A 21,189-nucleotide genomic window follows, 5' to 3' on the forward strand; every position below is an offset into this window, starting at 1 on the left:
TCTCCGAGTCCTCGCCTGGCGCCCGTGTGAGCGGCAGCACGCCGGCGGCGGCCCCGGAGCGCGCCACCTTCACCATCTCCAGGAAAGAAGCAGCCACCGTGTCTGAGTCCCCCCTGTACGACGCCGACGAGACCGTCCGCGAGGCGGATGTCGCCGCCGAGCTGGACGCGGCCGAGCTGGCTGTCGACGCCGAGGCCGCCGAGCAGATCGTGGACGCCGCGGACGGCGACGAGGACGAGGTCGAGGCGTACGACGAGGCCGAGGCCGGCGAGCCCGCCGAGGAGGTCGCGCTGCACGTGGAGGGCGACGAGGAGCCCGCCGCCGACGAGGCCGACGAGGCCGTCGAGGTCGTCGAGGAGGAGGCCGAGGAGGCCGAGGAGGCCGAGGAGGTCGACCCGGTCGCCAAGTTCCGCGAGGACCTGCGCTTCATGCCGGGCGAGTGGTACGTGATCCACACCTACGCCGGCTACGAGAACCGGGTGAAGCAGAACCTGGAGCAGCGCGCCGTCTCGCTGAACGTCGAGGAGTACATCTTCCAGGCCGAGGTGCCGCAGGAGGAGGTCGTCCAGATCAAGAACGGCGACCGCAAGACCATCCGCCAGAACAAGCTCCCCGGCTACGTCCTGGTGCGCATGGACCTCACCCCGGAGTCCTGGGGCGTCGTGCGCAACACCCCCGGTGTCACCGGCTTCGTCGGCAACGCCTACGACCCGTACCCGCTGACCCTGGACGAGGTCGTCAAGATGCTCGCCCCGGACGTCGAGCGCCAGGCGGCCAAGGAGGCCGGCAAGCCCTCGCCGGTCAAGCCGAGCGAGATCCAGGTGCTGGACTTCGAGGTCGGCGACTCGGTCACCGTCACCGACGGGCCGTTCGCGACCCTGCAGGCGACCATCAACGAGATCAACCCCGACTCGAAGAAGGTCAAGGGCCTCGTCGAGATCTTCGGCCGGGAGACCCCGGTCGAGCTCTCCTTCGACCAGATCCAGAAGAACTAGTCCCCACGCTCTTCGGATCCGGGGCGGGGCCGAGCGCCCCGCCCCGGATCCGTTTTGGTCCAGCGGCGCATCCGCGTTAGCCTGGTCCGATGTGTGTGCTGGCGGCCGGGTGTCGCCCCGGTTCCGCACGCACCAGCAATCACCTCTCGGAAGGACCCGGAGAGACATGCCTCCCAAGAAGAAGAAGGTCACGGGGCTTATCAAGCTCCAGATCAACGCCGGTGCGGCCAACCCGGCGCCGCCGGTCGGCCCCGCGTTGGGCCAGCACGGCGTCAACATCATGGAGTTCTGCAAGGCCTACAACGCTGCGACCGAGTCGCAGCGCGGCATGATCGTGCCGGTGGAGATCACGGTCTACGACGACCGTTCCTTCACCTTCATCACGAAGACGCCGCCGGCCGCGCGCCTCATCCTGAAGGCCGCCGGTATCGACAAGGGCTCGGCCGAGCCGCACAAGACCAAGGTCGCGAAGCTCACCAGCGCCCAGGTCCGCGAGATCGCCACGACCAAGATGCCCGACCTGAACGCCAACGACCTGGACGCGGCGGAGAAGATCATCGCCGGCACCGCCCGGTCGATGGGCATCACCGTCGAGGGCTGATCAGCCCTTCTCGTCCCTGTGGTAGGGCCTGCGCAGGCCCGTGACACCACGACTCCCATCACCATTCAGGAGCAGCAGTGAAGCGCAGCAAGGCTCTGAAGGCCGCGGACGCCCAGGTGGACCGCGAGCGCCTTTACGCCCCCCTCGAGGCCATCCGCCTCGCCAAGGCGACCAGCACCACCAAGTTCGACGGCACCGTCGAGGTCGCCATGCGTCTGGGCGTCGACCCGCGCAAGGCCGACCAGATGGTCCGCAGCACCGTGATCCTCCCGCACGGCACCGGTAAGACCGCCCGGGTCCTGGTCTTCGCGACCGGCGACCGTGCCGAGGCCGCGCGTGCTGCCGGCGCCGACATCGTCGGCTCCGACGAGCTCATCGACGAGGTCGCCAAGGGCCGCCTCGACTTCGACGCCGTCGTCGCCACCCCGGACCTCATGGGCAAGGTCGGCCGCCTGGGTCGCGTGCTCGGTCCCCGTGGTCTGATGCCGAACCCGAAGACCGGCACCGTGACCCCGGACGTCGCCAAGGCTGTCAACGACATCAAGGGCGGCAAGATCGAGTTCCGCGTCGACAAGCACTCGAACCTGCACTTCATCATCGGTAAGGTCTCCTTCACCGACGAGCAGCTGGTCGAGAACTACGCCGCCGCGCTGGACGAGGTGCTCCGCGCCAAGCCGTCCGCCGCCAAGGGCCGCTACATCAAGAAGACCGCGGTCAGCACCACCATCGGCCCGGGTGTCCCGGTCGACCCGAACCGCACCCGCAACCTCCTCGTCGAGGAGGACCCGGCCGCGGTCTGAGCCTCCCGGCTCTGAAGCAGTCCGTCACGGCGGGCCCGCACCCCTTCACGGGGGTGCGGGCCCGCCGTCGTTTCCGGATGGTGACCTCACAGGATGGGAACGTGTGACCGAGTCGTCGTACGCTCTGCCGGTCAGCTCATGTGCAGAACGTGTGACCGTCGGAGCGTGCCGTGCCGCCCACCCCCCGCCCCGCCCTCCTGGCGGCGGCCCTCCTGCTGCTCGGCGCCACCACGGGCTGCAGCCTGCTCGCCGTCCAGGACACCCGGACCCCCGGCGGCGCGGCCGCGCCCGTGCCGCCCCGGCAGGTGGTGCTCACCGCGGCCCAGGCGCTGGACGACGTCGGCGGCGCCCGGATCGACGTGGTCGAGGAGGGCCCCGACGGCCGGCGCACCGCCACCGGCACGCTCTCCTGGGGCGCCAGGGACGAGGCCGCGCTGACCGTCACCGACGAGCGGGGCGCCGGGCAGCTGACCGTCCGCGACGGTGCGCTCGACCTCGCCTACCAGGGCGCCCCGCCCCGGCACGCCGACCGGGACACCGCGGAGTCGCTGGACCCGCGGGCGGCGGACGCGGCGCCGGGCGGCTACGCGGGCGGCTGGATGACCGGGCTGATCACCAACCCGGGCAGCCGCGCCTACACGATGGCGCAGACCGGCAAGCTCGGCTCGCTCGGCGGCGAGCAGCTGGCCGGGGTCACCGTCGCGCACTACCGGGGCTCCGCGACGGTGGCCGAGTACTTCACCGCGGACGGGGAGCTGGCCCCCGGCCGGCTGGCCGCGGTGGTCGACTGGTACCACCGGCGGGGTGTCCAGGCGATCGGCTACGACGTCTGGGTCGGCCCCGGCGAGCAGTTGCTGAAGCTCCGTGAGACGGTCCGCGGCAGCGCGGGAACCACGGTGACCACGACGGATGTCTCAGCTCTCGCGGCGGGGGACGCGACCCCTCCCGCGGGTACCTAGGGGAGGGGGACAAACCGGTGCATGGGGGCTCTGGCGATCCGTTAGAGTCCCGGATGAGAAGAAGCTGAAAATCTGCTCTTCTCTGGATCGTTGGGATCCTCAAGGGGGGAACCATGCCTGGAACCCGCAAGGCCGCAGTCGCCGTCGTCCTCGCCGCTCTGGCGCTGACCGCGACCGCCTGCAACAACAACGACGACAAGACCGCCGCGCCCGCGCCGACCACCGCGGCCGCGCAGCCGACCACCGCCGCCGCGGCGACGCCGTCGGCCGCCGCGCCGAGCACCCCGAGCGCACCGCCCGCGAAGGTCACCCCGGTGGTCTTCCTGGAGCAGGTGACCCAGAAGACCAGCGCCGCCAAGTCGGCCAAGATCGACGAGTCGATCGTGTTCGGCGAGGTCACCATGAAGGGCAAGGGCGCCGTCTCCTGGGCCGACGGCCTCCGGGGCGACATCACGATGGACATGTCCGGCTCACCGCTGGGCAAGGCCATCACGCCGCTGACCGGCAGCCAGTCCGCGCCGTACCGCTTCACCAAGGACGCGATGTACCTGCGCCTCGGCGGCAACGTGGTCGACGCCCTCGGCGGCCGGCACTGGCTGCGGTACAGCATGGCCGACCAGGCCAAGACCACCGGCGGCGCGAGCGACCAGCTCAAGAGCGCCGACCCGGTCCAGGGCGTCCGCACGCTGATCGCCTCCGGCAAGGTGACCGAGGTCGGCCAGGAGTCGGTGAACGGCAAGCCCGCCACCCACTACACCGGCGAGCTCAGCGCCACCGACATCGCCGCCGCCACCGGCAAGGGGCTGACCCAGGAGCAGGCGGACCAGATCAAGCAGAACCTGGACACCGCCGGCATCACCAGCGAGCAGGTCGACGTCTGGGTCGACGCCGACCAGCTGGTGGTCAAGCGCACCGAGCAGGCCGACACCAAGGCCGGCCCGTTCAAGGCCACCGTCACCTACTCGGACTACGGCACCCCGGTCACCACGACCGCACCGGACCCGTCCGACACGGTGGACCAGGCCGAACTCGCCAAGCTCGGCAAGGGGGGCGCCACCAGCTGACCCCGGCCCGGGTGGCAAGGTGGCCGGAGACGAAGGTCGCCGACACGGCGCCCGGGCGAGGAGGGATCGGACGATGGCGGGACGACAGCGGCTGGCGGCACTCGCCGCCGTCGTCCTGTTGGCGACCGGGCTGACCGGATGCGGCGGCGGTGAGGACGCACCGCCCACGCCCTCCGGCAGCCCGAGTCCGACCACCACCGCCTCGCCGACCGGGCCGGCCAAGCCCACCGACCGGTCGCCGCACGGGGTGCTGCTCTCCGCACAACTGGCCGTGCAGACCGCCCGCCGGGCCAAGGTCAGCTACCGGCTGGGCGCGGACGCCGGGGCCGGGCCGCTCTTCTGGCAGCCCAAGACGGCGCTCCAGATCAAGCGCTCCACCCCCTCGGGGGCCGAGCAGCTGATCGTCGTGGACACCGTCGCGTACCAGGGCGGCGACGCCGCCACCGCGGCCCGCCAGGGCGGCCGGCACTGGGAGCGGTTCGCCGTCCCGGCGGACCAGAACGGCCACAAGGAGGTCCCCTACGCGGGCCTGATCGACCTGCTGAACCCGGTCGAGGCGCTGGCCGCCGCCACCGCCGACGGCGCGGACGCCCAGTTCGTCGCGGAGGAGAAGTACGAGGACTCGACGGTCGAGCACTACCGGGTCGTCACCACCGCCGAGCGCTACGCGGCCGCCCAGACCCAGCTGACCCAGGCCCGCCGCGACGGCCTGCGGGCCGCGCTGGCCCCCGGCGGCTCGCTCTCGCTCACCCTGGACCTCTGGCTCAACGACAAGGACCAGCTGGTCAAGCTCCAGCGCACCGGCAGCGGGGACAGCGGCCGGGCGGACGACTCGGTGGTCTACTCCGACTTCGCCGGCCCGCTGCTCTCGGTGCAGGCCCCGGCCGAGACGGACACCGTGGACACCGGGACCCGGACGGTCTCCCCGCTGGCCCGCTGAGCCCGGAGGGCCCTGCGGGCACCGCCCCGGGCCGGTCGGTCGGGGGCGATTTGCCCCGGACGGGCGCGTCCGGTTAATGTTGCCGAAGCCAAAGACCGCTGGTTGTCACCATGCGCCCCCAGGGGAGCGGGTGGCCGAAGGATCTGCGCCTCGTGCGCAGGCAGCCCGCGCAGGTGTGTCTGGAGCTTCGACTTCCGGGTCCGCGTTCGCGCGATCGCCCGTCGAGGTCGTCACGAGCCCCGTGCGCCTGCGCACCGGGGCTCATCTGCTTTTCCGCAGGAGCTTTCCTTCCGTCCGGCCGGTTCGAGGTGTGAATGGTCGACTTTCGCGGTCGGCCGGACTTCGACATCACGGAAGGAGGCGTAAGCCTATGGCAAGGCCCGACAAGGCTGCTGCCGTCGCCGAGATCACGGACAAGTTCCGTGGCTCCTCCGCGGCGCTGCTGACCGAGTACCGCGGTCTCTCGGTGAAGCAGGTCAAGACCCTGCGTCGCTCGCTCGGCGAGAACGCCGAGTACGCCGTGGTGAAGAACACGCTGACCAAGATCGCGGCCAATGAGGCCGGGATCTCCGAGCTCGACGACCTGTTCAACGGTCCGACGGCTGTCGCCTTCGTCACCGGTGACCCGGTGGAGTCGGCGAAGGCTCTGCGTGACTTCGCCAAGGAGAACCCCGCTCTCATCATCAAGGGCGGTGTCCTTGACGGTAAGGCGCTGTCCGCCGATGAGATCAAGAAGCTCGCGGACCTCGAGTCCCGCGAGGTGCTGCTCGCCAAGCTGGCGGGTGCCCTGAAGGCCAAGCAGTCCCAGGCTGCCGCGCTCTTCCAGGCCCTGCCGTCGAAGCTCGTCCGCACTGTGGACGCGCTGCGCGACAAGGTCGAGCAGGGCGGTGCCGGTACGCCGGCTCCCGCCGCCGAGGACGAGGCCGCCGAGTAGTTCGGCAGGCTCACGCCTCGCTGCGGGCCCGTGCCCGCCCAACCCGTACATACGGCACCACCTGCCGATTTAGTGGAAGGACGCCATCATGGCGAAGCTGACCCAGGACGAGCTGCTCGCGCAGTTCGAGGAGCTCACCCTCATCGAGCTCGCCGCCTTCGTGAAGGCCTTCGAGGACAAGTTCGACGTCACCGCCGCTGCCCCGGTCGCCGTGGCCGGCGTTGCCGCCGCCGGTGCCCCGGCCGAGGCCGTCGAGGAGCAGGACGAGTTCGACGTCATCCTCGAGGGCGCTGGCGACAAGAAGATCCAGGTCATCAAGGAGGTGCGCACCCTGACCTCCCTCGGCCTGAAGGAGGCCAAGGACCTCGTTGACACCGCTGGTGCCAAGGTCCTGGAGAAGGTTGCCAAGGACGTTGCCGAGAAGGCCAAGGCCGCCCTCGAGGGTGCCGGCGCCAAGGTCACCGTCAAGTGACTCCTCGCCAGCCGTAGTCGGCTGGTGGGTACCCCCTGAGCCCCTTGTGGGCTGAGGGCGCCCGAGGCCGGGCCGATCACCCTTGCGGGTGGTCGGCCCGGCCTTTTCGCGTTCCCGGCCCCACCGGGCCCCGCGGCGCCGGGCCACCGGTCCGGCCGAGAGTCCACTCGGCACCGTCGGTGCCGGGGGGTATGGTGATCACCGTCATCGGCGGTGGCCCCCACCACGGCTTCTGTAACGCCGGGGGGCGTCCGACCGATGAAGGGGTCGAGGCCCGCCCCGCCGGCGGGCCCTTGACGAACCCGGCGCGGCGCGCGATTCTCAAGGCGCGAGTCCGCCCGGTTGGTTCGCCGCTGGATGCATAACCAGTGGCTCCGGCGGGAAATGACTCCACGTGAGTTATGGGGCCCGGGCAGTGCCCGGGCCGGTGCAGTACCCGGTGGTCGTTCGCGGCCGCCGGCTACCGGGAGGAGTCTCCGATTCGGTTTCCGAATCAGAGCTGGACAGCAGTGTGCCCTTTGGCTACACTGTCCCTTTGCGCTGCCTGTTAGCTGCTCCGTGACTCGTCGCCCGGAGTTTGCGTTGCCCTGAAGGGGTCTGGCATCGCCTCCGCAAAGCGGCTCTGACCTGGGGTTTCGATCCCCGGCGGAGGCCAGTGGCGAGGGAGGCGGGACCAAGCCCAAGCAGGCCCGGCTGGTACGCGCGTAGTGAGCTCCGAGCCCTCGGAAGGACCCCCCTCTTGGCCGCGCCGCGCAACGCCTCGAACAATTCCGCCGCATCCACCGCCCCGCTCCGCGTCTCGTTCGCGAAGATCAAGGAGCCCCTCGAGGTCCCCAACCTCCTCGCCCTGCAGACCGAGAGCTTTGACTGGCTGCTCGGCAACGCGGCCTGGAAGTCCCGGGTCGAGGAGGCGCTGGAGAACGGTCTGGACGTCCCCACCAAGTCCGGTCTGGAGGAGATCTTCGAGGAGATCTCCCCGATCGAGGACTTCAGTGGGTCGATGTCGCTGACCTTCCGCGACCACCGTTTCGAGCCGCCGAAGAACTCCATTGACGAGTGCAAGGACCGCGACTTCACGTTCGCGGCCCCGCTCTTCGTCACGGCCGAGTTCACCAACAACGAGACCGGTGAGATCAAGTCTCAGACGGTCTTCATGGGCGACTTCCCGCTCATGACCCACAAGGGCACGTTCGTGATCAACGGCACCGAGCGTGTCGTCGTGTCGCAGCTGGTCCGCTCCCCGGGTGTGTACTTCGACTCCACCCTGGACAAGGTGTCCGACAAGGACATCTACTCCTGCAAGGTCATCCCCTCGCGTGGTGCCTGGCTGGAGATGGAGATCGACAAGCGCGACATGGTCGGCGTCCGCATCGACCGCAAGCGCAAGCAGTCCGTCACCGTGCTGCTCAAGGCGCTCGGCTGGACCAACGAGATGATTCTCGAGGAGTTCGGCGAGTACGAGTCCATGCGCAACACCCTGGAGAAGGACCACACCCAGGGCCAGGACGACGCGCTGCTGGACATCTACCGCAAGCTGCGCCCCGGCGAGCCGCCGACGCGCGAGGCCGCGCAGACGCTTCTGGAGAACCTGTACTTCAACCCGAAGCGCTACGACCTCGCGAAGGTCGGCCGCTACAAGGTGAACCGGAAGCTGGGCAACGCCGAGTCGCTGGACTCCGGCGTGCTCACCGAGCCCGACATCATCGGTGCGATCAAGTACCTGGTGAAGCTGCACGCCGGTGAGACCGAGTGGAACGACGAGACCGGCCGCGACATCGTGGTCGAGGTCGACGACATCGACCACTTCGGCAACCGCCGCCTGCGCAACGTCGGCGAGCTCATCCAGAACCAGGTCCGTACGGGTCTCGCCCGCATGGAGCGCGTCGTGCGCGAGCGCATGACCACCCAGGACGTCGAGGCGATCACGCCGCAGACCCTGATCAACATCCGGCCGGTCGTCGCCTCCATCAAGGAGTTCTTCGGCACCAGCCAGCTGTCGCAGTTCATGGACCAGACGAACCCGCTGTCGGGCCTGACCCACAAGCGCCGTCTGTCCGCCCTCGGTCCCGGTGGTCTCTCCCGTGAGCGCGCCGGCTTCGAGGTCCGTGACGTGCACCCCTCGCACTACGGCCGCATGTGTCCGATCGAGACCCCGGAAGGCCCGAACATCGGTCTGATCGGGTCGCTGGCCTCGTACGGCCGGGTCAACGCCTTCGGCTTCATCGAGACCCCGTACCGCAAGGTCGTCGACGGTGTCGTCACCGAGAAGGTGGACTACCTCACCGCCGACGAGGAGGACCGCTACGTCATCGCCCAGGCGAACGCGCCGCTGACCGCGGACCTGCACTTCGCCGAGCCGCGCGTCCTGGTCCGCCGCCGTGGCGGCGAGATCGACTACATCCCCGGCACCGAGATCGACTACATGGACGTCTCGCCGCGCCAGATGGTGTCGGTCGCGACCGCCATGATCCCGTTCCTCGAGCACGACGACGCCAACCGCGCGCTCATGGGCTCGAACATGATGCGCCAGGCGGTGCCGCTGCTGAAGAGCGAGGCTCCGCTGGTCGGCACCGGCATGGAGTACCGCTGCGCCGTCGACGCCGCGGACGTCATCACCGCCGAGAAGGCCGGTGTCGTCCAGGAGGTCTCGGCCGACTACGTCACCGTGGCCAACGACGACGGCACGTACACCACGTACCGCGCCGCCAAGTTCACCCGCTCGAACCAGGGCACCGCCTTCAACCAGAAGGTGCTCGTGGACGAGGGCGCCCGGGTCGAGTCCGGCCAGGTCCTGGCCGACGGCCCGTGCACCGACGAGGGCGAGATGGCCCTCGGCAAGAACCTGCTCGTGGCGTTCATGTCGTGGGAGGGTCACAACTACGAGGACGCGATCATCCTGTCGCAGCGCCTCGTGCAGGACGACGTCCTCTCCTCGATCCACATCGAGGAGCACGAGGTCGACGCCCGTGACACCAAGCTCGGCCCCGAGGAGATCACCCGGGACATCCCGAACGTCTCCGAGGAGGTCCTCGCCGACCTCGACGAGCGCGGCATCATCCGCATCGGCGCCGACGTCGTCACCGGCGACATCCTGGTCGGCAAGGTCACCCCGAAGGGTGAGACCGAGCTGACCCCGGAGGAGCGCCTGCTCCGCGCGATCTTCGGTGAGAAGGCCCGTGAGGTCCGCGACACCTCGCTGAAGGTGCCGCACGGTGAGTCCGGCAAGGTCATCGGCGTCCGCGTCTTCGACCGCGAGGAGGGCGACGAGCTGCCCCCCGGCGTGAACCAGCTGGTCCGCGTCTACGTGGCCCAGAAGCGCAAGATCACCAACGGTGACAAGCTCGCCGGCCGCCACGGCAACAAGGGTGTCATCTCCAAGATCCTCCCGGTCGAGGACATGCCGTTCCTCGAGGACGGCACCCCGGTCGACATCATCCTCAACCCGCTGGGTGTCCCGTCCCGAATGAACCCGGGACAGGTCCTGGAGATCCACCTCGGGTGGCTCGCCAAGCAGGGTTGGGACGTCTCCGGCCTCGCCGACGAGTGGGCCCAGCGCCTGCAGGCGATCGGCGCCGACACCGTCCAGGGCGGCACCAACCTCGCCACCCCGGTCTTCGACGGCGCCCGCGAGGACGAGATCACCGGTCTGCTGGACAACACCACCCTCACCCGTGACGGTGAGCGCCTGGTGAACTCCACCGGCAAGGCCCGCCTGTTCGACGGCCGCTCCGGCGAGCCGTTCCCGATGCCGGTCTCGGTCGGCTACATGTACATCCTCAAGCTGCACCACCTGGTCGACGACAAGCTGCACGCCCGCTCGACCGGCCCGTACTCGATGATCACCCAGCAGCCGCTCGGTGGTAAGGCGCAGTTCGGTGGTCAGCGCTTCGGTGAGATGGAGGTGTGGGCCCTCGAGGCGTACGGCGCGGCCTACGCGCTGCAGGAGCTGCTCACCATCAAGTCCGACGACGTGCTCGGCCGCGTGAAGGTCTACGAGGCCATCGTCAAGGGCGAGAACATCCCCGAGCCCGGCATTCCCGAGTCCTTCAAGGTCCTCATCAAGGAAATGCAGTCGCTCTGCCTCAACGTGGAGGTGCTGTCCTCGGACGGCCAGTCCATCGAGATGCGGGACTCCGACGAGGACGTGTTCCGCGCCGCCGAGGAGCTCGGCATCGACCTGTCCCGGCGCGAGCCGAGCAGCGTCGAAGAGGTCTGACGGAGGTGGGGCCGGCTGCCCGCGCAGCCGGCCCACCCCCAGGCCCCCCTCAGACCACATGAACGACTCTCGACTTACGAAAGAGGGCTTGACGACCAGTGCTTGACGTCAACTTCTTCGACGAGCTCCGCATCGGCCTGGCCACCGCCGACGACATCCGCCAGTGGTCGCACGGCGAGGTCAAGAAGCCGGAGACCATCAACTACCGCACCCTGAAGCCCGAAAAGGACGGACTCTTCTGCGAGAAGATCTTCGGCCCCACCCGGGACTGGGAGTGCTACTGCGGTAAGTACAAGCGCGTCCGCTTCAAGGGCATCATCTGCGAGCGCTGCGGCGTCGAGGTGACCCGCGCCAAGGTGCGCCGCGAGCGGATGGGCCACATCGAGCTGGCCGCCCCGGTCACCCACATCTGGTACTTCAAGGGTGTCCCGTCCCGCCTGGGCTACCTGCTGGACCTGGCGCCGAAGGACCTCGAGAAGGTCATCTACTTCGCCGCCTACATGATCACCTGGGTCGACGACGAGCGCCGCCAGCGCGACCTGCCGTCCCTGGAGGCGCACGTCTCGGTCGAGCGCCAGCAGATCGAGAACCGCCGCGACTCCGACCTCGAGGCCCGCGCCAAGAAGGCCGAGACCGACCTCGCCGAGCTGGAGGCCGAGGGCGCCAAGGCCGACGTGCGCCGCAAGGTGCGCGAGGGCGCCGAGCGCGAGATGAAGCAGCTGCGCGACCGCGCGCAGCGCGAGCTGGACCGCCTCGACGAGGTGTGGGCCCGCTTCAAGAACCTCAAGGTCCAGGACCTCGAGGGCGACGAGCTGCTCTACCGCGAGCTGCGCGACCGCTTCGGCACCTACTTCTCCGGCTCGATGGGCGCGGCGGCCCTCAAGGACCGCCTCGAGACCTTCGACCTGGCCGAGGAGTCCGAGCGCCTGCGCGAGATCATCCGCACCGGCAAGGGCCAGAAGAAGACCCGTGCGCTCAAGCGCCTCAAGGTCGTCTCGGCGTTCCTGCAGACCACCAACAAGCCCAACGGCATGGTGCTGGACTGCGTCCCGGTCATCCCGCCGGACCTGCGTCCGATGGTGCAGCTGGACGGTGGCCGCTTCGCGACCTCCGACCTGAACGACCTGTACCGCCGCGTCATCAACCGCAACAACCGCCTGAAGCGGCTTCTCGACCTCGGCGCGCCCGAGATCATCGTGAACAACGAGAAGCGCATGCTCCAGGAGGCCGTCGACGCGCTGTTCGACAACGGCCGCCGCGGCCGTCCGGTCACCGGCCCGGGCAACCGCCCGCTGAAGTCCCTCAGCGACATGCTGAAGGGCAAGCAGGGTCGTTTCCGCCAGAACCTGCTCGGCAAGCGAGTCGACTACTCGGCCCGTTCGGTCATCGTCGTCGGCCCGCAGCTCAAGCTGCACCAGTGCGGTCTGCCCAAGGCCATGGCGCTGGAGCTCTTCAAGCCGTTCGTGATGAAGCGCCTGGTCGACCTGAACCACGCGCAGAACATCAAGTCGGCGAAGCGCATGGTCGAGCGCGCCCGTCCGGTCGTGTGGGACGTCCTCGAAGAGGTCATCGCCGAACACCCGGTCCTGCTGAACCGTGCGCCCACCCTGCACCGCCTCGGCATCCAGGCCTTCGAGCCGCAGCTGGTCGAGGGCAAGGCCATCCAGATCCACCCGCTCGTCTGCACCGCGTTCAACGCGGACTTCGACGGTGACCAGATGGCCGTCCACCTGCCGCTCTCCGCGGAGGCGCAGGCCGAGGCCCGCATCCTGATGCTGTCCTCGAACAACATCCTGAAGCCGGCCGACGGTCGCCCCGTCACCATGCCGACCCAGGACATGGTGCTCGGTCTGTTCTTCCTCACCTCGGACCGCGACAACGTGAAGGGCGCCGGCCGCACCTTCTCGTCGACCGCCGAGGCGATCATGGCCTTCGACGCCCGCGACCTGGACGTCCAGGCCCCGATCGAGCTGCGCCTGCAGGCCGGCACCGTCCCGCCGCGCGGCTGGACCCCGCCGGTGGACGAGGAGGGCCAGTCCACCTGGTTCGACGGCGAGCCGTTCCGCCTGACCACCACCCTGGGCCGCGCGCTCTTCAACGAGCTGCTGCCCGAGGACTACCCGTTCGTCGACTACGAGGTGGGCAAGAAGCAGCTCTCCGCGATCGTCAACGACCTGGCGGAGCGCTACCCCAAGGTCGTCGTCGCGGCGACCCTGGACAACCTGAAGGCGGCCGGCTTCCACTGGTCGACCCGTTCGGGTGTCACCGTCTCCATCTCGGACGTCATCGTCCCGCCGAGCAAGCCCGCCATCCTGGAGGGCTACGAGGCCAAGGCCGAGAAGGTCCAGAAGCAGTACGAGCGCGGTCTGATCACCGACAACGAGCGCAAGCAGGAGCTCGTCGGCATCTGGACCCAGGCGACCAACGAGGTCGCGGACGCCATGGCCGCGAACTTCCCGAAGACGAACCCCATCTTCATGATGGTCGACTCGGGCGCCCGTGGAAACATGATGCAGATGCGCCAGATCGCCGGTATGCGTGGTCTGGTGTCGAACGCCAAGAACGAGACCATCGCGCGACCCATCAAGGCGTCGTTCCGTGAGGGTCTGTCCGTGCTGGAGTACTTCATCTCCACCCACGGTGCCCGTAAGGGTCTGGCCGACACCGCCCTCCGTACCGCCGACTCCGGTTACCTCACCCGTCGTCTGGTCGACGTCTCCCAGGACGTCATCATCCGCGAGGAGGACTGCGGCACCGAGCGCGGCCTGAAGCTGGCGATCGGCTCCGTGGGTGCGGACGGCGTGCTGCGCAAGGCCGACGACGTCGAGACCAGCGTGTACGCCCGCATGCTCGCCGAAGACATCACCATCGACGGCAAGCTGCTGGCCACCGCCAACACCGACCTCGGTGACGTGCTGATCGACGAGCTGATCCGGCACAACATCGCCGAGGTCAAGACCCGCTCGATCCTGACCTGCGAGTCGGCCGTCGGCACCTGTGCCATGTGCTACGGGCGCTCGCTGGCCACCGGCAAGCTGGTCGACATCGGTGAGGCGGTCGGCATCATCGCCGCCCAGTCCATCGGTGAGCCCGGCACCCAGCTGACGATGCGTACCTTCCACACCGGTGGTGTGGCCGGTGACGACATCACCCAGGGTCTGCCGCGTGTCGTCGAGCTCTTCGAGGCCCGTACCCCCAAGGGTGTGGCCCCGATCTCGGAGGCGCAGGGCCGGGTCCGCATCGAGGACACCGAGAAGACCCGCAAGCTGGTCGTCACGCCGGACGACGGCACCGACGAGATCGCCTACCCGGTCTCGAAGCGCGTCAAGCTGCTGGTCAGCGAGGGCGAGGCGGTCGAGGTCGGCCAGAAGCTGACCATGGGTGCCACCAACCCGCACGACGTCCTGCGCATCATGGGCCAGCGCGCCGTCCAGATCCACCTGGTCGCCGAGGTCCAGAAGGTCTACAACTCGCAGGGTGTGTCGATCCACGACAAGCACATCGAGATCATCATCCGGCAGATGCTCCGCCGCGTGACGATCATCGAGTCGGGCGACGCCGAGCTGCTCCCGGGCGAGCTCGTCGAGCGCGGCCGCTTCGAGCAGGAGAACCGTCGCGTGGTCTCCGAGGGCGGTCACCCCGCCTCCGGCCGTCCGCAGCTGATGGGTATCACCAAGGCCTCGCTGGCCACCGAGTCCTGGCTGTCGGCCGCCTCCTTCCAGGAGACGACCCGGGTCCTCACCGACGCGGCGATCCACGCCAAGTCGGACCCGCTGCTGGGCCTCAAGGAGAACGTCATCCTCGGTAAGCTCATCCCGGCCGGTACGGGTCTGCCCCGCTACCGCAACATCCGGGTCGAGCCGACCGAGGAGGCCAAGGCCGCCATGTACTCGGCCGTCGGCTACGACGACTACGACCTGTCGCCCTTCGGCGCCGGCTCCGGCCAGGCTGTCCCGCTGGACGACTACGACTACGGCCCGTACACCGGCTGAGTCCCCCTCTCCGCCCGGTGACGGGCGGGAGGCCGGTCCAGGTGTCACCGACCGCAGGGCGGTCACCCCTCAGGGGGTGGCCGCCCTGCGGCGTTCCCCGGCTCCGCGGGGCGCCTCCGCAGGGTCGTGAGGGGCCGGCGCGAGGCCGGGGAGGGGCCGGGGCGGGGCCGGTGAGGGGCCGGTGAGGGGGCCCGGGAACAACCGGTTAGGTGATTCGGCCGCAGTGGCGTAAGGTCGTGTTCACCGACGCGGGGTGGAGCAGCTCGGTAGCTCGCTGGGCTCATAACCCAGAGGTCGCAGGTTCAAATCCTGTCCCCGCTACTCGTTCGAAGGGCCCGGAGGCATCACGCCTCCGGGCCCTTCGGCGTTCCCGGGGGAGGGACGGGGGCGCTCCCCCGTGCGGGGGAGGCGCGGGAACCGCTCCGCCGGGGGAGGTGGCGGAGCGGGCCGCCGCGGGAGGCTTCCGGAGCCGGGACGACGGGGCTTTCGAAGGGGGCCGGAGATGAAGCGGATGCTGGGCGCGGTGGCGATCACGGGGGCGGTGCTGGCGGGGATGTCGGCCTGCCTGCCGGGGGACGACCAGGAGCACCGGACGGTGCGCTACCGGGTCTCCGAGCCGGTGCGGGAGCTGGTGGTCGACGCGCACACCGGGGGGATCGTGGTGACCGGCGGTGGCGACGCGGTGCAGGTGGTCGAGGAGCAGAACTACCGGGGCGACGCGCCCGCCACCACCCACGAGGTCAGGGACGGCGTGCTGCGGCTGACCTACGACTGCAGCGGCTGCGGCGTCGGGTACACGGTGCGGGTGCCGGCCGGGACGAAGGTGCGGATCGAGCAGGAGACCGGCGGGGTGCGGCTGGTCGGGCTGGCCGGCGAGGTGCAGGCGCAGGTGCGCACCGGCGGGGTCGAGGCCACCGGGCTGACCTCGAAGAACGTCCGGCTGAGCACCGGGACGGGCGGCGTGCGGGCCGACTTCGCGGCCGCGCCGGACACGGTGGAGGCGACGGCCTCGACCGGTGGGGTGCGGGTCCGGGTGCCGAACGGGGCGGAGTACGCGGTGGACGCCCGGGCGGGCGCCGGCGGGGTGGAGGTCGGGATCCCGTCCCGGCCGGGGGCCGCGCACAGCATCACCGCGCGGACCGGGGCCGGCGGTGTGACGGTCGACGGTGCCTGAGCCGGCGCGGGCCCGGCCGGTGCGGTCCGCTGCGGCCCGGCCCGTCCGGGCCGTTCCGGAGGTGCTGCCGGTAGGGCATGATCTTCTCCGCGGGGGCGGCGCCCCCGGCTACGGGGGAGGGCCGAGGGTGGTGGGAGCGGCGCGCTGGCGGAAGTGGTCCGCGGGGCTGAGTCCGTACGTGCTGGACTCCGCGCTGGCGGCGGCCTCGGCCGCGATCTCGGTCTGGGCGGTCTACAACGACGACACGGCCTGGCCGGGGTGGGTCTACCTGGTGGCCGTGTCGACCGCGCTGCCACTGCCCTGGCGGCGCCGGGCGCCGCTCGGGGCGCTCGCGGCGAGCAGCGTGGCCTTCGTGACGCTGTCCGTGGTGGCGCACTCGGCGAACCCGCAGGTGCCGCTGGCCGGCGTGATCGGCCTCTACACCGTCGCCGAGCGCTGCTCGGAGCGGGCCCGCTGGGCGGTGCTGGCGGCGGTGGTGGTCGGCAACGTGGTCGGCACCCACTCGCCGAACGGCATGCTGTTCAGCCTGCTCACCTCGGTCGGCTCGTTCGTCTTCGGCTCGCTGGTGCGGGCCCAGCGGCGGCTGGCCCGGCTGGAGGCCGAGCGGGCCCGGGAGGCGGGGGAGCGGGTGGCCAGCGAGGCCGGGCGCGCGGTGGCGGAGGAGCGTGCCAGGATCGCCCGCGAGATGCACGACATCCTGGCGCACGCCGTCTCGCTGATGGTGATCCAGGCCGAGGCGGGGCCGCTGGTGGTGCACGGGGATCCGGAGCGGGCGATCCGCGCCTTCGACACCATCGCCGACGCGGGCCGGGACGCGATGGTCCAGCTGCGGCGCGTGCTCGGGGTGCTGAAGGAGCAGGGGGCCGGCCCGGAGCTGGCCCCGCAGCCCCGGCTGGCCGAGCTCGCCGCGGTGGCCGAGCGGGTGCGCCGGGCCGGGCTGACGGTGGAGCTCGAACTGGCCGAAGGGCTGGCCGCGGTGCCCGCCGACGTCCAGGCCGCGGCGTACCGGATCGTGCAGGAGGCGCTCACCAACACGGTCAAGCACTCCGGTGCGGACCGGGTGGCCGTGCGGGTGCGGCGGGCCGGCGAGGTGATGGAGCTGGTGGTGTCCGACAACGGCCGGGGGCTGCCGGTGGCCGCCGCCGGCACCGTGGCGGGCTGGTCCGGCGGCCGGGGCCTGGTCGGCATCCGGGAACGGGCGGCGGCCTGCGGCGGGCGGGCCGAGGCCGGGCCCGGGCCGGGTGGCGGCGGTTTCCTGGTGAGTGCCCGGCTGCCGTTGGGGGCGGCGGGCCTGGTGGTGGAGGAGGCGGGCGGATGAAGCCGATCAGGGTGGTCGTCGCGGACGACCAGGAGCTGGTGCGGGCCGGGTTCGGGATGATCCTGGACGCGCAGCCCGACATCGAGGTGGTGGCCGAGGCCCGGGACGGCGCCGAGGCCGTCGAGGCGGTCCGCACCCACGGCCCGGACGTCCTGCTGCTGGACGTCCGGATGCCGGTGATGGACGGCCTGGAGGCGGCCCGCCGGGTCTGCGCCGAGTTCCCGGCCACCAAGGTGATCATGCTGACCACCTTCGACGCGGACGACTACGTCTTCGACGCGCTGTACGCCGGCGCGAGCGGCTTCCTGCTCAAGGACGTCCGGCGGGACGACCTGGCCCACGGGGTGCGGATGGTGGCCTCCGGCGAGGCGCTGCTCGCCCCCTCGGTGACGCGGCGGCTGATCGGCGAGTTCGCCGCCCGCCGCCCGGGCGCGCCCGAACGGGCGGTGCGGCCGCCGTCCCGGCTGCTGGAGCAGCTGACCCTGCGCGAGCAGGAGACCCTGCGGCTGCTGGCGCGCGGACTGTCCAACGCGGAGATCGCGGCCGAGCTGGTGGTCAGCGAGCACACCGTGAAGACCCACGTCAGCAACGTGCTCGGCAAGCTGGGGCTGCGGGACCGGGTGCACGCGGTGGTGTTCGCGTACGAGGCCGGCGCGGTGGTGGCCGGGGAGTCCTGAGGCGCCGGCCGGGCGGGCCGCGGCCGGTGCTCCCCCGTGCGGGGGAGGCGGCGGGTTCACCGGTGCGGGCGATCCGTGACGAGGGGGTCGGCGGACAGCATCGGTGGGGTCGGAACGGACCACGGATCACCGCAGGAGCCCAGGATGAACCGCCTTCGCACGCACCGCCTCACCCCGTACGCAGCCGTCGCCGCCCCGGCGCTGATGGCGCTGTACGGCGGCATCCGGCTGGTCCCCGGCTCCCGGGCCCCCGGGCTCGGCTGGACGGCCGGCCACACCGCGATGTTCGCCGGCCTGCTGCTGTTCGCCCCGGTGCTGGTGGCCCTGCGCGGGCTGCTCGCCCCGCGCTCCGCCGCCGGGCGGGCCGCGGCCGGGGCGGCGCTGGGGACGGCGTTCGCGGGCCTGGCGTGCTCGCTGGTGCAGATCGGGATCGACCTGTACGTGGGTGTGGTGGCGGCCGACAAGGCCGATCAGTCGCGGCTGTTCGACCGGGTGCAGGGCGTGCCGGGGGTGCTGCCGCTCGTCTACCAGGTCGGTCCGCTGCTGTTCTACGTCGGCCTGCTGGCGCTGCTGGTCGCCGCGGCGGCCGGCCCGGCCCGGGCGCTGCGCTGGTGGAGCCCGGTGCTGATGCTGGTGGGCACCGCCGCCTCGGGGGTCGACCTGGCGCTGATCCCGGTGGCGGCCGTCTGCTACCTGGCGGCCCTGGCCCCGCTGGTCCGGCCCGGCACGGTGCGCCGCGCGGCCCTGGCCTGACCGCGGTGGGCCGGTCCGGACGGGTGCCCGCTCCCGCAGGGGAGGAGCGGGCACCCGTCCGTCCGTTCCCCGGCCGGTCCGCGGTGGAGCCGGCGCCGCGTGCGGATACTCGGTGGCGGTGCCGGCGGCCCCGGCCGTACCGTCCGGGCATGACCACGAAGCGCCCCCTGATCGCCGTCCTCACCGGCGCGGGCATCTCGACCGACTCCGGCATCCCCGACTACCGCGGCCCGCAGGGGCTCTGGCAGCGTGACCCGTCGGCCCAACGGATGGTCACCATCGGCCCCTACCTGGGGGACCCGGAGGTGCGCCGCCGGGCGTGGGTGATGCGAGCCGAGGCGGGCGCGCTCGGGGCCGAGCCGAACGCCGGGCACCGGGCGCTGGTCGAGCTGGAGCGTTCCGGCCTGCCGCTGCGGGTGCTCACCCAGAACGTGGACGGGCTGCACCAGCGCTCCGGACTGCCGGCCCGCAAGGTGCTCGAACTGCACGGCACCGCGCGGGAGGTGCAGTGCGTGGGCTGCCGGGCGGTCGGCGCGATGGAACAGGCGCTGGAGCGGGTCGCGGCGGGGGAGCCGGACCCGGCCTGCCGGGAGTGCGGGGGAGTGCTCCGGCCGCGGACGGTGATGTTCGGGGAGTCGCTGGACCCGGTGGTGCTGCAGCAGGCCGACGCCGTCGCCAGGGCCTGCGACCTGTTCATCGCGGTGGGCACCAGTCTGCAGGTCTACCCGGTGGCGGCACTGCCGCAGATCGCGCGGGAGTCCGGTGCCCGGCTGGTGGTGGTGAACGGCGAACCGACGCCGTTCGACGAGGTCGCCGACGAGGTGGTCCGGGAGCCGATCTCCACGGCGCTCCCCGCGCTGGTGGCGAAGCTGCTGGCGGAACGCCCCCGGTGACGTCCTGACGCCGGGGGCCTGACGTCTGACGTGCTGGCATGCCGGCGTCCTGACGCCCCGGCGTCCTCGGCGGTGCCCCCGGTGACGCCCTCCGGATCACCCCTGGACGCGACGGACCGCGTGCGTACGATGATCCTTCCGGTTCCCCTCACGGCCTGGAGCGACCGAGCGATGACGACGACGGCGAAGTTCGACCCCTGGTCGGCGGCGTTCGTGGCCCACCCCTACGACGCGTACGCCGAACTGCGCGAGCACGCACCGGTGACGTTCTTCGAACCCACCGGGCAGTGGCTCGTCTCCCGCCACGCGGACGTCAGCGCGCTGCTGCGGGACCGCAGGCTCGGCCGCACCTACACGCACCGCTTCAGCCACCAGGAGTTCGGCCGCCCCGAGCCCGACCCGGCGCACGAGCCCTTCCACACGCTCAACGACCACGGGCTGCTCGACCTGGAGGCCCCCGACCACACCCGGATCCGCCGGCTGGTCTCCAAGGCCTTCACCCCGCGCATGGTCGAGGGCCTGCGGCCGACCGTCCGGCGGCTCGCCGGAGAACTCGTCGACGACCTGCTCGCGGCCGGCGGCGGCGACCTGATCTCCGCCGTCGCCGAGCCGCTGCCGGTCGCCGTGATCGCCGAGATGCTCGGCGTGCCGGAGGCCGACCGGCACCTGCTGCGGCCCTGGTCCGCCGACATCACCGGCATGTTCGAGCTCAACCCGACCGAGGAGGCGGCCCGCCGGGCCGTCACCGCGAGCACCGAGTTCTCCGACTACCTGCGCGCCCTCATCCGCGAGCGCCGCACCGCCCCCGGCACCGACCTGATCAGCGCGCTCATCCAGGCCCAGGAGGGCTCGGACGCGCTCAGCGAGCAGGAGATGGTCTCCACCTGCGTGCTGCTGCTCAACGCCGGCCACGAGGCGACCGTCAACACCACCGGCAACGGCTGGTGGGCGCTGTTCCGCAACCCCGGCGAACTCGCCCGGCTGCGCGGAGCCGTGGACGAGCTGCTGCCCACCGCCGTCGAGGAGCTGATGCGCTGGGACACCCCGCTGCAGATGTTCGAGCGATGGGTCCTGGAGGACGTCGAGCTGCACGGCGTCACCGTCCCGCGCGGCTCCGAGATCGCCCTCCTCTTCGGCTCCGCCAACCGCGACCCGGCCCGCTTCACCGACCCCGACCGCCTCGACCTCGCCCGCGCCGACAACCCCCACGTCACCTTCGGCGCCGGAATCCACTTCTGTCTCGGCGCCCCGCTCGCCAGACTGGAGCTCACCGAGTCCTACGGCACGCTGCTGCGCCGGGCCCCGGGCCTGCGGCTGAGCCGCGAGCCCGAGTGGAACCCGGGCTACGTGATCCGGGGGCTCGGCGAACTGCTGGTCGAGCTGTAGGGAAGCGGGGAGAGG

Annotated in this window: 16 protein-coding genes and 1 tRNA gene; all 17 read left to right on the top strand. The window is 71.1% G+C overall.

Annotation, left to right across the window (positions count from 1 at the left end; genetic code table 11):
- Window positions 1-161: 161 nt before the first annotated feature.
- The 17 genes from nusG (at window position 162) to AB0N04_RS11480 (ending at window position 21,174) form a co-directional block, all read left to right on the top strand.
- Window positions 162-995 (top strand): transcription termination/antitermination protein NusG, encoded by an 834-nt coding sequence (gene nusG, locus AB0N04_RS11400; protein ID WP_360209235.1) that lies wholly within the window; start codon window positions 162-164, stop codon window positions 993-995.
- Window positions 996-1,161: 166 nt separating this feature from the next.
- Window positions 1,162-1,596, top strand: coding sequence for a 50S ribosomal protein L11 (gene rplK, locus AB0N04_RS11405; protein ID WP_360209188.1), 435 nt, complete (start codon window positions 1,162-1,164; stop codon window positions 1,594-1,596).
- Window positions 1,597-1,673: 77 nt separating this feature from the next.
- Window positions 1,674-2,396: a 50S ribosomal protein L1 gene (gene rplA / locus AB0N04_RS11410; protein WP_360209186.1), complete on the top strand. Its 723-nt coding sequence runs from the start codon at window positions 1,674-1,676 to the stop codon at window positions 2,394-2,396.
- Between the two features lie 170 nt (window positions 2,397-2,566).
- On the top strand, window positions 2,567-3,355 hold the full coding sequence (locus tag AB0N04_RS11415; RefSeq protein WP_360209184.1) for a hypothetical protein: 789 nt from the start codon (window positions 2,567-2,569) through the stop codon (window positions 3,353-3,355).
- Window positions 3,356-3,468: 113 nt separating this feature from the next.
- Complete coding sequence (locus AB0N04_RS11420; protein WP_360209182.1) at window positions 3,469-4,419, top strand: hypothetical protein; 951 nt, start codon at window positions 3,469-3,471, stop codon at window positions 4,417-4,419.
- A 73-nt stretch (window positions 4,420-4,492) separates the two neighbouring features.
- Window positions 4,493-5,359, top strand: coding sequence for a hypothetical protein (locus AB0N04_RS11425; protein ID WP_360209179.1), 867 nt, complete (start codon window positions 4,493-4,495; stop codon window positions 5,357-5,359).
- Window positions 5,360-5,729: 370 nt separating this feature from the next.
- Entirely contained in the window at window positions 5,730-6,293 is a 564-nt protein-coding gene (gene rplJ, locus AB0N04_RS11430; RefSeq protein ID WP_188308276.1) for a 50S ribosomal protein L10, read from the top strand.
- An 88-nt stretch (window positions 6,294-6,381) separates the two neighbouring features.
- Entirely contained in the window at window positions 6,382-6,765 is a 384-nt protein-coding gene (gene rplL, locus AB0N04_RS11435) for a 50S ribosomal protein L7/L12 (RefSeq protein ID WP_360209176.1), read from the top strand.
- Between the two features lie 739 nt (window positions 6,766-7,504).
- On the top strand, window positions 7,505-10,981 hold the full coding sequence (rpoB, locus tag AB0N04_RS11440; RefSeq protein ID WP_360209173.1) for a DNA-directed RNA polymerase subunit beta: 3,477 nt from the start codon (window positions 7,505-7,507) through the stop codon (window positions 10,979-10,981).
- A 98-nt stretch (window positions 10,982-11,079) separates the two neighbouring features.
- Window positions 11,080-14,973, top strand: coding sequence for a DNA-directed RNA polymerase subunit beta' (locus AB0N04_RS11445; RefSeq protein ID WP_360209170.1), 3,894 nt, complete (start codon window positions 11,080-11,082; stop codon window positions 14,971-14,973).
- Between the two features lie 247 nt (window positions 14,974-15,220).
- Window positions 15,221-15,294 (top strand) — tRNA-Met (locus AB0N04_RS11450).
- Between the two features lie 181 nt (window positions 15,295-15,475).
- Window positions 15,476-16,147, top strand: a complete 672-nt coding sequence (locus tag AB0N04_RS11455; RefSeq protein WP_360209167.1) for a hypothetical protein — start codon at window positions 15,476-15,478, stop codon at window positions 16,145-16,147.
- A gap of 127 nt (window positions 16,148-16,274) precedes the next feature.
- Window positions 16,275-17,465, top strand: coding sequence for a sensor histidine kinase (locus tag AB0N04_RS11460; protein WP_360209165.1), 1,191 nt, complete (start codon window positions 16,275-16,277; stop codon window positions 17,463-17,465).
- Complete coding sequence (locus AB0N04_RS11465; RefSeq protein ID WP_360209162.1) at window positions 17,462-18,142, top strand: response regulator transcription factor; 681 nt, start codon at window positions 17,462-17,464, stop codon at window positions 18,140-18,142. Before AB0N04_RS11460 ends, AB0N04_RS11465 begins: the two co-directional genes overlap by 4 nt.
- Before the next feature lie 144 nt (window positions 18,143-18,286).
- Window positions 18,287-18,895, top strand: a complete 609-nt coding sequence (locus AB0N04_RS11470) for a hypothetical protein (RefSeq protein WP_360209159.1) — start codon at window positions 18,287-18,289, stop codon at window positions 18,893-18,895.
- Between the two features lie 149 nt (window positions 18,896-19,044).
- Window positions 19,045-19,788, top strand: a complete 744-nt coding sequence (locus AB0N04_RS11475; protein ID WP_360209157.1) for a Sir2 family NAD-dependent protein deacetylase — start codon at window positions 19,045-19,047, stop codon at window positions 19,786-19,788.
- 171 nt (window positions 19,789-19,959) lie between these two features.
- Window positions 19,960-21,174, top strand: coding sequence for a cytochrome P450 (locus AB0N04_RS11480; protein ID WP_360209154.1), 1,215 nt, complete (start codon window positions 19,960-19,962; stop codon window positions 21,172-21,174).
- Window positions 21,175-21,189 lie beyond the last annotated feature (15 nt).

This window comes from Kitasatospora sp. NPDC051702, assembly GCF_040681575.1.
GTDB lineage: Bacteria > Actinomycetota > Actinomycetes > Streptomycetales > Streptomycetaceae > Kitasatospora.